At 71.3% G+C, this 12,331-nt stretch carries 11 protein-coding genes; 4 read left to right on the top strand and 7 right to left on the bottom strand.

Annotated features, from left to right (window positions below; translation table 11 throughout):
- Nucleotides 1–266 precede the first annotated feature (266 nt).
- Genes QQS16_RS34895 through QQS16_RS34885 form a run of 3 tightly spaced genes read right to left on the bottom strand, consistent with a single transcriptional unit; the run spans nt 267 to nt 3,633 of the window.
- Nucleotides 267–1,016 (bottom strand): succinate dehydrogenase/fumarate reductase iron-sulfur subunit, encoded by a 750-nt coding sequence (locus tag QQS16_RS34895; RefSeq protein WP_286066058.1) that lies wholly within the window; start codon nt 1,014–1,016, stop codon nt 267–269.
- On the bottom strand, nt 1,013–2,962 hold the full coding sequence (locus QQS16_RS34890; protein WP_286066057.1) for a fumarate reductase/succinate dehydrogenase flavoprotein subunit: 1,950 nt from the start codon (nt 2,960–2,962) through the stop codon (nt 1,013–1,015). Before QQS16_RS34890 ends, QQS16_RS34895 begins: the two co-directional genes overlap by 4 nt.
- 2 nt (nt 2,963–2,964) lie before the next feature.
- Nucleotides 2,965–3,633: a succinate dehydrogenase gene (locus QQS16_RS34885; protein WP_286066556.1), complete on the bottom strand. Its 669-nt coding sequence runs from the start codon at nt 3,631–3,633 to the stop codon at nt 2,965–2,967.
- A 118-nt stretch (nt 3,634–3,751) separates the two neighbouring features.
- Here QQS16_RS34885 and QQS16_RS34880 point away from each other — a divergent pair, with 118 nt between their 5' ends.
- Nucleotides 3,752–4,636 (top strand): LysR family transcriptional regulator, encoded by an 885-nt coding sequence (locus tag QQS16_RS34880; protein WP_286066056.1) that lies wholly within the window; start codon nt 3,752–3,754, stop codon nt 4,634–4,636.
- Between the two features lie 111 nt (nt 4,637–4,747).
- Here QQS16_RS34880 and QQS16_RS34875 read toward each other — a convergent pair whose 3' ends face one another.
- From QQS16_RS34875 to QQS16_RS34865, 3 genes are all read right to left on the bottom strand, one after another.
- Complete coding sequence (locus tag QQS16_RS34875) at nt 4,748–6,883, bottom strand: putative bifunctional diguanylate cyclase/phosphodiesterase (RefSeq protein WP_286066055.1); 2,136 nt, start codon at nt 6,881–6,883, stop codon at nt 4,748–4,750.
- Entirely contained in the window at nt 6,880–7,692 is an 813-nt protein-coding gene (locus QQS16_RS34870; protein ID WP_286066054.1) for an SAM-dependent methyltransferase, read from the bottom strand. Before QQS16_RS34870 ends, QQS16_RS34875 begins: the two co-directional genes overlap by 4 nt.
- Before the next feature lie 494 nt (nt 7,693–8,186).
- Entirely contained in the window at nt 8,187–9,179 is a 993-nt protein-coding gene (locus QQS16_RS34865; RefSeq protein WP_286066052.1) for an SCO0930 family lipoprotein, read from the bottom strand.
- A gap of 696 nt (nt 9,180–9,875) precedes the next feature.
- Between QQS16_RS34865 and QQS16_RS34860 the strand changes: the two genes are divergently transcribed.
- The 3 genes from QQS16_RS34860 (at nt 9,876) to QQS16_RS34850 (ending at nt 11,535) form a co-directional block, all read left to right on the top strand.
- Nucleotides 9,876–10,004, top strand: a complete 129-nt coding sequence (locus tag QQS16_RS34860) for a hypothetical protein (RefSeq protein ID WP_286066050.1) — start codon at nt 9,876–9,878, stop codon at nt 10,002–10,004.
- A gap of 21 nt (nt 10,005–10,025) precedes the next feature.
- Nucleotides 10,026–10,790, top strand: a complete 765-nt coding sequence (locus QQS16_RS34855) for a bestrophin-like domain (RefSeq protein WP_286066049.1) — start codon at nt 10,026–10,028, stop codon at nt 10,788–10,790.
- Between the two features lie 229 nt (nt 10,791–11,019).
- Nucleotides 11,020–11,535, top strand: a complete 516-nt coding sequence (locus tag QQS16_RS34850; RefSeq protein WP_286066047.1) for a hypothetical protein — start codon at nt 11,020–11,022, stop codon at nt 11,533–11,535.
- A 91-nt stretch (nt 11,536–11,626) separates the two neighbouring features.
- Here QQS16_RS34850 and QQS16_RS34845 read toward each other — a convergent pair whose 3' ends face one another.
- Nucleotides 11,627–12,118, bottom strand: coding sequence for a hypothetical protein (locus tag QQS16_RS34845; protein ID WP_286066046.1), 492 nt, complete (start codon nt 12,116–12,118; stop codon nt 11,627–11,629).
- Between the last annotated feature and the right edge of the window lie 213 nt (nt 12,119–12,331).

Here is a 12,331-nt window from a genome sequence, read left to right as displayed (position 1 = left end):
CGGGCCACATCGGGGACGGTGGCGCTACCCCTGTTTCTCCCGACGCCGGCTGGCGGGGACATGACCTGTGCCAGGAGCGGGGATGTGGGAATGCTGAATGCCAGGGGCGCCGCCGGGAAGCCGAGACGGGACCGGGGATGAGCACCACTCCCGGTCCCGCCCGTCCGCACCTGTCGGCGAACGTCTCACTACGGTCCCCGGGGGCGCGGACCGGCGTGACCGGCCCGTACGACCCGCGCCCCGGAGGGGGCCGAACCTTTACGGCACTACCGCTTCCCCGCCTTGCGGGCAGCCCGCAGCCACTCCTTGTTCATGCCGGTGATGGACACGAGCGGGATGCCCTTGGGGCAGGCGGTCGCGCACTCCCCCGCCAGCGTGCACCCGCCGAACCCCTCCTCGTCCATCTGCGCCACCATGTCCAGCACCCGCGTCTCCCGTTCGGGCGCGCCCTGCGGCAGCACGTTCAGGTGGTTGACCTTCGCCGACGTGAACAGCATCGCCGCCCCGTTGGGGCACGCGGCCACGCACGCCCCGCACCCGATGCACTCCGCGTGCTCGAACGCGAAGTCCGCGTCCGGCTTCGGCACCGGCGTCGCGTGCGCCTCCGGCGCGGCCCCGGTCGGCGCGGTGATGTACCCGCCGGCCTGGATGATCCGGTCGAACGCCGACCGGTCCACCACCAGGTCCTTGATCACCGGGAACGCGGAGGCCCGCCACGGCTCGATGTCGATGGTGTCGCCGTCCTCGAAGGACCGCATGTGCAGCTGGCAGGTGGTGGTGCGCTCGGGCCCGTGGGCGTCGCCGTTGATGACGAGCGAACACGCCCCGCAGATGCCCTCACGGCAGTCGTGGTCGAAGGCGACGGGGTCCTCGCCCTTGAGGATGAGTTCCTCGTTGAGGGTGTCCAGCATCTCCAGGAAGGACATGTCGGAGGAGATCCCGTCCACCTCGTACGTGGACATCGCGCCGTCGGTGCCGGCGTTCTTCTGCCGCCAGACGCGCAGGGTGAGCTTCATGCGTAGCTCCGCTGAGTGGGGTGGACGTACTCGAAGACCAGGTCTTCCTTGTGCAGGGCCGGGGCCTCGCCCGTCCCGGTGAACTCCCAGGCCGCCGCGTAGGCGAACTCCTCGTCCCGGCGGGCGGCCTCGCCGTCGGGGGTCTGCGACTCCTCGCGGAAGTGGCCGCCGCAGGACTCGGCGCGGTGCAGCGCGTCAAGGCACATCAGTTCGGCGAGCTCCAGGTAGTCGACGACGCGGTTGGCCTTCTCCAGGGACTGGTTGAACTCCTCGCCGGTGCCCGGGACCTTGACGCGCCGCCAGAACTCCTCCCGGATCTGCGGGATCCGCTCCAGCGCCTTGCGCAGTCCGCTGTCGGTGCGGGCCATGCCGCAGAACTCCCACATCAGTTCGCCGACCTCGCGGTGGAAGGAGTCGGGGGTGCGGTCGCCGTCGACGGCCAGCAGCAGGTTCAGCCGGTCCTCGGTCTCCGCCACCATCTCCTGCACGACGGGGTGTTCGTCGGTCACCGCCTCGTGGTGCGGGTTGCGGGCGAGGTAGTCGTTGATGGTCGCCGGCAGGACGAAGTAGCCGTCGGCCAGGCCCTGCATCAGCGCGGACGCACCGAGCCGGTTGGCGCCGTGGTCGGAGAAGTTGGCCTCGCCGATCGCGAACAGGCCGGGGACGGTGGTCTGGAGGTCGTAGTCGACCCACAGCCCGCCCATCGTGTAGTGCACGGCGGGATAGATCCGCATCGGCACCTCGTACGGGTCCTCGTCGGTGATCCGCTGGTACATGTCGAAGAGGTTGCCGTACTTGGCCTCGACGGCCTTGCGTCCCATCCGCTCGATGGCGTCGGCGAAGTCGAGGTAGACGCCCTGCCCGCCGGGACCGACGCCCCTGCCCTGGTCGCAGACGTTCTTCGCGGCGCGGGAGGCGATGTCACGCGGGACGAGGTTGCCGAAGGACGGGTAGATGCGCTCCAGGTAGTAGTCGCGCTCGTCCTCGGGGATCCGGTTCGGCGGCCGGTCGTCGCCCTTGGCCTTCGGTACCCAGATCCGGCCGTCGTTGCGCAGCGACTCGCTCATCAGCGTCAGCTTGGACTGGTGCTCGCCGGTGCGCGGGATGCAGGTGGGGTGGATCTGGGTGAAGCAGGGGTTGGCGAAGTAGGCGCCGCGCCGGTGGGCCCGCCAGACGGCGGTGGCGTTGGAGTTCATGGCGTTGGTCGACAGATAGAAGACGTTGCCGTAGCCGCCGCTCGCCAGGACGACGGCGTCCGCGACGTACGTGTCGATCCTGCCGGTGACGAGATCCCGTGCCACGATCCCGCGCGCCTTCCCGTCGATGACGATCAGGTCGAGCATCTCGGTGCGCGGGTGCATCTCGATGTTCCCGGCCGCGATCTGCCGCGACAGCGCCTGGTACGCGCCGAGCAGCAGCTGCTGGCCCGTCTGGCCGCGGGCGTAGAAGGTCCGCGACACCTGGACGCCGCCGAAGGAGCGGGTGTCGAGCAGGCCGCCGTACTCCCGCGCGAACGGGACTCCCTGCGCCACGCACTGGTCGATGATCTCCACCGAGATCTGGGCCAGCCGGTGGACGTTCGACTCCCGCGCCCGGAAGTCCCCGCCCTTGACGGTGTCGTAGAACAGCCGGTGGATCGAGTCGCCGTCGTTGCGGTAGTTCTTCGCCGCGTTGATGCCGCCCTGCGCGGCGATCGAGTGGGCGCGGCGCGGGGAGTCCTGGTAGCAGAACTGGACCACGTGGTAGCCCTGTTCGGCGAGCGTGGCGCCGGCCGAGCCGCCGGCGAGGCCGGTCCCCACGACGATCACCGTGTGCTTGCGCCGGTTGGCCGGGTTGACCAGCCTGGCCTCGAAGCGGCGCTTGTCCCAGCGCTCGTGGACGGGCCCGGACGGGGCCTTGGCGTCGACGACGGGCTCGCCGGTCGTGTAGTCCGTGTAGGAAGTCATCTTCAGCTCACCACTCCGGTCATGACGCCCACGGGTACGGCGATGAAGCCGGCCGTGAGCAGCAGCGCGAGGACGTCGGCGAGGGTCTTCAGGGCACGGTCGCGGGCCCGGCTGCCGACGCCGAGGGTCTGGGCCGCGCTCCAGAAGCCGTGCCGGACGTGCAGGCCGAGGGCGAGCATCGCGACGATGTAGACGACGTTGCCGTACCAGGTGGAGAAGGTGTCCACGACGTTCCGGTACGGGTGGCCCGCCTGGAAGCCGGGGTGCACGGTGCCGGTCGTCAGGTCCAGGACGTGCCAGACGATGAACAGGCCGAGGATGATCCCGCCCCAGCGCATGGTGCGGGTCGCGTAGCTCGCCCGCGGCTTCTTGTGCACGTACTTGCCGGGGCGGGCCTTGATGTCGCGGCGGCTGAGCTGGTAGGCGGACGTGGCGTGGGCGACGACCGCGGCCACCAGCACCACGCGGACCAGCCAGAGCGTCCACTCGTAGTGCATGAACGGCTCGCCGACGGTGCGCAGCCAGTGCGCGTAGTGGTCGAACTCCCCCGCGCCGAAGAAGATCTTCAGGTTCCCGATCATGTGGACGACCAGGTACAGCAGCATGATCAGGCCGCTGACGGCCATCACGGTCTTCTTGCCGACGGTGGAGTCCCACACGGTGCGTGCCAAGGACGGCCGTCGGTCCGTCCGCGTTGCCAGAGCCATGCCACCGACGCTACGGGCGGGAATCCGATCGGTCCAAGACATGGTCCGGCTTGATTCCATAGGCTGGAGCTATCGTGGGTCCATGCAGTTCCAGCAGCTCCAGTACTTCGTGGCCGTCGCCGAGACCCGGCACTTCACCCGCGCCGCCGAGCTGGTCCATGTCGCCCAGCCGTCCCTGTCGCAGCAGATCAAGGCGCTGGAGCGGGAGCTGGGGGCCGACCTGTTCCTGCGGGCGCGCGGCAACATCACGCTCACCGACGCGGGTGAGGCGCTGCTGCCGCTGGCCCGGCGCATCCTGGCCGACGCGGACACGGCCCGGCACGAGGTGCTGGAGCTGGTGCAGCTGCGCAGCGGCCGGGTCCGGCTGGGCGCGACGCCGAGTCTGTGCACGGGTCTGCTGCCGGACGTGCTGCGCGCCTTCCACGACCGCTATCCGGGCGTCCGGCTGCTGATCGAGGAGGGCGGCTCCCACGATCTCGTACGGGAACTCGCGCGCGGCGCCCTCGACCTGGCGCTGGTCGTCCTCCCGCTGCCGACGCCGTCCCCCGCGCTCACCACGGTGGAGCTGCTGCGCGAGGACCTCGTCGTGGTGTCCTCCCCGGACACCCCCAAGCCGGGCGGGGCCCGGCGCACCGTGCGGGTCGCCGATCTGGAGGGTGAGCGCCTGGTGATGTTCCGGCACGGCTACGACCTGCGCGAACTGACCGTGGCCGCGTGCCGTGCGGAGGGCTTCGAGCCGGACTTCGCGGTGGAGGGCGGGGAGATGGACGCGGTGCTGGGCTTCGTGCGGGCGGGCCTCGGCATGGCCGTGGTGCCCCGCATGGTGGCGGCCCGGTCCGGGCGCGGGCTGCGGGTCACCCCGCTGGCCCGGCCCGGACTGCACCGCACGATCGCCCTCGCGCACCGCAGTGACGTGGCCCCGCCACGGGCCGCGCGCGAACTGCAACGCATGCTGCTGGAACGCTGACACCGACCGGCCCGCCGGCCCCGTACGAGCGGCGTCGGCGCGGCCCCGCGCCGATCCCGGACGACGCTTCCGTCCCCGCGGCCGGCCCTGGGCGGCGCCCCGCGTCCGCGCTCAGCGGGTCGCGTCCACCAGGGCCAGTTCGTGCAGCCGCTCCGGCGGGCCGGGGCGGGCGTAGTACCAGCCCTGCGCGGTGTCGCAGCCCAGTATCCGCAGCTGCTCGGCCTGCGCTCCGGTCTCCACTCCCTCCACCGTCACCGTGAGGTTCAGGCTGTGGGCGAGCGAGACGATCCCCTCGACGATCTTGAGGTCGACGGGGTCGGCCGGGAACTGCTGCATGCTCTGCGTGAAGGAGCGGTCCAGCTTGAGGATGCTCACCGGCAGGCGCCGCAGGTTGGCGAGGTTCGAGTAGCCGGTGCCGAAGTCGTCCAGGGCGATGTCGACGCCCATCTCGGCGAGCCGCCGCAGCGGTTTCAGCAGGTCGTCGTCCGCGCCGATCAGCGCCGACTCGGTGACCTCCAGGCAGAGCGCTTCGGGTTCGACGCCCATGCGCTCCAGGATGTCGACGGTGTCCTGCACCAGCCCTGGATGAGTGAGCTGGCAGGGCGAGAGGTTGACGTTGATGCGCAACGGCCCCCCGCCGGTGTGCCGTTCGGCCCAGTCACGCGCCTGGCGCACCGACTGCTCCAGGACCCAGCGGCCCAGCGGGACGATCAGCCCGGTGTGCTCGGCGAGCGGGATGAACTGGTCGGGCCCCAGGACCCCGTGCTGCGGGTGCAGCCAGCGCACCAGGGCCTCGGCGCCCCGCACGCTGCCGTCACCGAGGTGGACCAGCGGCTGGTACTCGATGAAGAACTCGCCCCGGTCCAGGGCCGCGGGCAGCGCCGTGGTGAGTCCGTGCCGGGTGATGGCACGGGCGTCGGCCTCCGCGTCGGCGAGCTCGAAACGGTTGCCGCCCGCCGACTTGGCCCGGTACATCGTGATGTCGGCGCTGCGCAGCACCTCCGCCGGGCTGCGTTCCCCCGCCGGGCCCTCGACGATGCCGATGCTGCCGCGCACGGTCAGTTCCCGGCCGTCGATGCTGACGGGCGCGAGGAGCACGTTCATGATCCGCGAGGCGAGTTCGTCGACCTCGCGCTCGGTGTCGGGTCCGGTGGTCAGCGCCACGAACTCGTCGCCGCCGAGCCGGGCGACCATCTCGCCGGGGGCGGTCGCGCAGGACTGGAGCCGGTCGGCGATCTCGACCAGCAGCCGGTCCCCGGCCGCGTGGCCGAGACTGTCGTTGATGGTCTTGAAGCCGTCCAGGTCGAGGTAGCACAGCCCGAACCGCTGGTCCGGTCCGGCGCCCAGTGCCTTCTCCAGGCGCTCGAAGAAGAACGTGCGGTTGGGCAGGCCGGTGAGCGCGTCGTGCGTGGCCTCGTAGCGCAGCCGCAGGTTGAGCAGGCGGCGCTCGGTGGTGTCCTCCATGAGGGCGAGCTGGTACTGCGGTTCACCGTCGGCGTCGCGCAGCAGGGAGACCGTCAGGTTGGTCCACAGGACCGTTCCGTCCGGGCGGTAGAACGCTTTCTCGACGTGGTAGTGCTCGCGCTCGCCGCGGACGAGTTCGTCGTAGAGGCGCCAGGTCTGGGGCGCGTCGTCGGGGTGGGTCCACTCCATGACGTTGCGCCCGCGCATGGTCTGCTCGGAGACGCCGAACATGCGCAGCAGCGCTCCGTTGACCTGGAGGATGTTGCCGTCGAGGTCGGCCATGCCGATGCCTATGGCCGCGCCTTCGAAGACCGCGCGGAAGCGGGCCTCGGTGGCGTGCAGCGCCTGGGCCACCACGCCCTGCGCCCGCAGCGCCGCCTGCGCGATGGCTTCCTGCTCGATCAGCGTCCGCTCGCGCAGCGCCTGGGCGAACCCGGCGGCCATGGCGTGCTGGAGCCGTGCCGCGCGCGCCCGCAGGTCCTCCTGGACGCCGCCCTCGCCGCAGTAGAGCACGAGGTAGGCGTCGACGCAGTCCAGCGTGCGGGTCAGCGCCTCCGGGTCGGTGCAGTGCGCGGAGACCAGGGCCGCGCCGACCGCCTTGGCCTCGCCGGCGTCGAAGGTGCGGGCCCGGAGCGCCTCGCTCAACCTCCTGGCCAGGGGGAGCAGTTGTTTCTCGAACTCGGGCCGGGTCGCGGACGTCGAGGTCACCGGGAAGACCGCCCGGCTCCAGATCGTCGCGAACCGCCGCAGTCTGTCCTCCGGCCCGTCCGGTTCCGCGCTCACGCCGTACGCCCCACGCCGGCGAAACCGGAGAAGGCGAACGGATCCTCGTCCTCCGGTGCGGTGTCCGGCCGCCAGTGCGGCATCGGCACCAGTCCGGGTTCCACCATGTCGTACCCCTCGAAGAACCGCGCGATCTCCTCGCGCGAGCGCATGATCAGCGGGTTGCGGATGTCCTTGTACACGTCCACCGCCCCCTCGGCCCGCTCCGGCGGCAGCGGGATTCCCTCGTAGGAAGCGTGCGTGAGGACCAGCAGGCTGCCGGGCGCGAGCGCCTCGCGCAACTCGGCCACCGCTCGGTACGGGTCGTCCGCGTCTTCCACGAAGTGCAGTATGGCAACGAGAAGCAGGGCCACCGGCCGGTTCAGGTCGATCAGGCCCCGCACCTCGGGGCTCGCGAGGATCTCCCGGGGCTTGCGCAGGTCGGCCGCGACGACGCCCGCGTCTGTGTTGCCCGCGAGCACCGCCTGGCTGTGCGCGACCGCCACCGGGTCGTGGTCCACGTACATCACCCGGGCGCCGGGGCGGGCCGACTGGGCCACTTCGTGGACGTTCCCGAAGGTCGGGATGCCGGAGCCGATGTCGAGGAACTGCGTGATGCCCTCGTCGACGGCGAAGCGCACCGCGCGGCGCATGAACGCCCGGTTCGCCTGCATGATCTTGGGAAGTCCCGGCATGAACTCCAGGGCCCTGCGGGCCGCTTCCCGGTCGACCTCGAAGTTGTGCGAACCGCCCAGGTAGTAGTCGTAGATGCGCGAAACGCTCGGCACCGAGATGTCGATGCTTCGTGGGGCCCAGGCGGGACGCTCCATCTATCTCTCCAGGCGTAGGCGATCCGGTGTTCGAGCTGAGGCTACTGATCGCCCGCCAAAGGAGCGAGCAGAAACGGAAATTGACCGTCCGTTCCCGGTCACTGCCTGCGGCACGTGCCGAAGTGATGCCCAGCCGAAACGCCCGTGAAGCCCCTGGACAGGCACCACGGACAGTCACCAAGGAAGCCGCTACGAAGCGTGTGTGCGGCATTCCGGAGCGTTCCCGAACGCCCGCCGGATCGTGGCGGGTCGCGACGCACGACGGCACACCGGTCCGCCCCCTCCGTGCGGCGCGGAGGGGGCGGACCGGTGTGCCGGAGACGCCGTCACTAGGGCCGCGGCAGGCAACGTTTGCCCATCAAGGAGCGGCGTCCGGTGCGTGCTCTCGGCGTGCCGGCCGCAAGCCCTCGTACTGGATGTACTTGGGCTTTCGGCCGGTGCGGCGAGAGGGCGTGCCGGGCGTCGCGACGGGGCGAACGTTGCCTGCCACGGCACTAGCTCTTGTCGGGCGCTCCGACCGGCTTTCCGTCGGGTGCCACGGCGTACCAGGTGCCGCCGACGCCCTGGCCGTTGGTGTCGCCGGGCTTCTTGTCGCCCGCGAAGGTGTAGATCGGTACGCAGTCGATGGACTGCTGCTTGACGCCGTCGGGGCGGTCGAACACCACGTAGCCCCGGTTGGCGGTGGACCCCTGCAGATCGATGCCCTTGGTGTCCTCAGCGTCGACCGGCGCGACGACGGGCCACTTCTCCAGGCACTTGTCGGTGCAGGCGGTCGACATCGGCCACTGCGTGTCCTTCATGAAGCGGTAGACCGTCATGCCGTTCTTGTCGATGACGATCTCGCCGAGCTCGGGGTCGTTGCGGGTGGACAGTCCGGGCAGACCGGCCTGCTCGGCCTGCCCGGCCCCGGTCTGCTTGGCCTTCTTGCCGTCGGGGGCGAGCGCGTACCACTTGCCGCCCACGCCCTGGCCGGCGACGTCCCCGGCCTTGGTGTCCTTGGCGTAGCGGTAGGCCGGCCAGCCGCCGACGGTCAGCTGCTTGGTGCCGTCGGGGCGGGTGACCTCGCCGAGCAGCGCCTTGTCGATGCCGGCTCCGGCCGTGGCGTCGTCCGCGGGGACCGGCGGCCAGGTGGTGGCGCAGTCCGCCTCGCAGTTCGTCTTCGGCGGCTCGGCGGTGTCCTGGTCGAAGCGGTAGAGGGTGAGTCCGGCGCTGTCGGTCAGGACCTCGCCGAGTTCCGCGTTGTCGGAGACGGACAGCTCACCGGCGGTGGACGTCTGGGTGCCGGCGCTGCTCTGCCCCGCCTGCGGGGAGGCGCCGGTGCCGGTGCCCACGCCCGCGCCGACCGAGCCGTAGTCGCCCGCCGGGGCCGTCGCGCCCACGTTCTGACTGCCGGTGGACGGGGCGCTTTCCTGGCCGCATGCCGTCGTCAGCGCCAGTACCGCCGCGGCGCTCGCCACGAGTGATGCGCTCCGCCAGGAGGTCTTCATCGTCAACTCCCCATACTTCCCTCGGGTGTTGCAGCGCCCTTCTGGGCCGCCGCACGACCATGGATACGCATGGGGGCAGGCGGTGTGTTCAACCGTCTCGCACATTTCTTTCCGAAACCTGTGTCACGAGCGTTCCCCCTTTCGGGGCAATCCGCCGCTTCCCGGGCGTGGGGCGGCCCGCCAGGCCTCATGATCTCCGTCGTGCATCGACCCGAACCGACCCAATCCGCCCCGGCCATACGGGTGTTTGCCCTGTTGACGCTGACGTGGATGCTCGTGGGCGCGCCGGCCGGCGTGGCCCAGGCCGACGCCTGCGCCTACGCCTCGACGGGGCCGGACGGCACACACGCGGTGGCGGTCGCCGGCAGTCTCACCTGCCCGCCGCCCCCTCCCCCGCCGTGCCCGACCCCGACGCCGACCCCGACCCCCACACCTCCGCCCCCGCCGACACCGACGCCGCCCCCGCCGGAGCCCACCCCCACTCCGGAGCCCACCCCCACCCCGGAGCCCCCGCCGCCGCAGCCGACGCCGGCCCCGAAGCCGCCGCCCGCGCCGGCGCCACCACCGGCACCACAACCGCCGCCGCCTCGTCCACGGCCGACCCCGCCGCCCCCGCCCGCGCCGGCTCCACCCCCGCCCCCGGCACCCGCGCCGGCACCGTCGGCGAAACCCACCCCACGCCCCTCCGTCACCCCGGTGGCGTATCCGCGCTACCAGGCGCACCCCCCCAAACGGCAGACCCGCGGCACCACGTCGCCGGTCACCTACGTCCTGCTCATCACCATGCCCGCGGTGGTCGCCGTGGCCGCGCTGCGGCCGCGCTAGCACCGATCCTGGAGGCTTCCCTTGCCGGAATGGCTTGTTCTCACCCTCGCGATGCTGTCCGCCTGTGCCGTGGTGGTCGTCATCACCCTCGTACGGCACCGCCGGGCACCCGAAGACGAGGACCCCAGCGAGACACCGGACGTCATCGAGTACATGACGATGTGGATCGGCGTGGTGTACGCGATCGTCCTGGGCCTGGCCATCGCCGGGGTCTGGGAGGCGCGCAGCAGCGCCCAGGACCACGTACAGACGGAGGCGCAGGCGCTGCACGAGATCTCGGAGCGGGTCCGGGTCTATCCGCCCGACGTCCGCGACCGCATTCGGGACGATGTCAACGCCTATGTCGGACACGTCGTCACCACCGAGTGGAAGGCCATGGCGGACACCGGTCGGCTCACGGACCGGGGCACCGAGCTCCTCGACCGGATCCGCGTGGACGTCACCGACTACGAACCGGCGACCGACTTCGAGGCCCAGGCCTACCAGCCGGTCCTGGACCAGATCGCCACCGCGGACCAGGCCCGCAACGCCCGGGCGGACGCGGCGTCGCCCACGATGCCGGGGGTGGTGTGGTTCGGCCTGCTCGGCGGGGCCGTCGTCACCATCGGGATGGTCTTCGCGCTGCAGATCCGGCGGACGGTGCGAGAACTGGTGCTGGCCGGGCTGTTCTCCGCGCTGATCGCCTTCCTGCTCTTCCTGATCTGGGACTTCGACGCGCCCTACAGCCGGGGCATCACGGCGTCGGCGGACCCGTTCCTGAGCCTCTTCCCGCACATCGAGGGCTGACCCCGTCCACCGGGTGCCGGCCCGGGGCCGACCGCCCCACACCGGGGAGCCGCCCGGGAACACCCGCCACGCCGGTCACATCCCCCGGGCGGCGCACACATTTGCCCCATTCGCACGAGTGGAATCGCGCGGACGTACATACGTTCCTAGCGTTTCGGTCATCGAGGTGCATTTCTGGCGCAAGCGGAAACAGGTCCGCATCTGCTCCTCGGGGACCGGAGGAACCACCATGCGCGCGATACGCGTCGCTTCGGCCGCACTGCTGGGCGTCTGCGCCCTCGCCCTCACCTCCCCCGCCGCCCACGCGAGGGCCGAGAGCACGGGCTTCCGCGTCGGGGTCCTGCCGCAGACCGTCGCGGCGGGCGGGCAGGTGACCCTGCGCGCCACCGGCTGCCACCAGGACGTGTTCGTCTCCTCCGGCGTCTTCGACGACGTGACCATCCGCAAAGGCCGGACGACGGCCACGGCCACCGTCGACCGGGACGCGAAGCCGGGCGCCCTGTACGAGGTGACGTTCCACTGCGGGACCTTCTGGCAGAACGCCGGCCTCACCATCGCCGGGGGCCGCCCGGTCGAGCCCGCACCGGTGCCGGTGCGGCCGTCCCGCGGCGTCCACGCCGGTGAGGGCGGCAGCTCCGCCGGCTTCGACCTCCAGGAGACCGGCCTCGGGATCGCGCTCATCGCGGGCTCGGTCGGGACGGCGTACCACCTCTCCCGCCGCCACGCCGAGGAGGACGGCGACTGAACGGAGAAGGACGGCGCCCGCCGCACCGCGCCAAGGCTTCGCCCTCGGATCCCTGAGGGAAGCCGAGGGCGAAGGCCTGTGCACGTGCGGCTCAGATCTGCTTCTCGGAGCGACGGCGCATCCAGAACAGCCCGCCGCCGATGACGGCCGCCGCCACCAGCCCGCCGCCGATGGCCATGTCGGTGGGGGTCGCCCCGGTGGAACTGCTGCCACCGAGACCGCCGCGGACACCGCCGATGACGGTGAACGCGGCCGGATTGGTGAGCGTGCCCGTCCCCTGGCACCTGACGGTGATGCTGTACGAGCCGGGGCTGGCGTTGGCGTTGATGGTGGCGGTGCCCTTCGACGTCTCGTTGGTGCCGCTGATGGGTGTCAACGCGGTCGCCGGGAACGCGTTCGACGTCATCGTGCCGCCCTTGGGGCAGCCGTCGACGGTGACGGTCAACTGGCCGCCGCGGGCGATGACACTGGGCAGGGCGACGATGTTGCTCGGGCTGTTCCACGCGACGGCGGCCGGAGCGGCGAGCCCGACGACGGCGACCGCGGCGGCGCCGGCGACCGCCAGGGCACGAGAGTTACGCATGTGATCCTCCGCGGAAGACGCCCCGGGAACCGTCCCCGGTGGATCGGCGAGAAAGCGCCTCCCGCAAAAACCCTCAGACGCCCCGCACGGGCCCGCATGTCGGCGATGGTCCGTCCTGGTGAGACGACACACCGGGCGACACGCACATCATCGGATATCACCGCAGGTCACGGACCGTCAGAAATTCCCTGTCGACGGCAACTCGGATGGCGC

The sequence above is a fragment of the Streptomyces sp. ALI-76-A genome, from assembly GCF_030287445.1.
Lineage (GTDB): Bacteria > Actinomycetota > Actinomycetes > Streptomycetales > Streptomycetaceae > Streptomyces.
The sequence above is the reverse complement of the archived record's forward strand: the minus strand, read 5'-3'. Positions and strand labels throughout refer to the sequence as shown.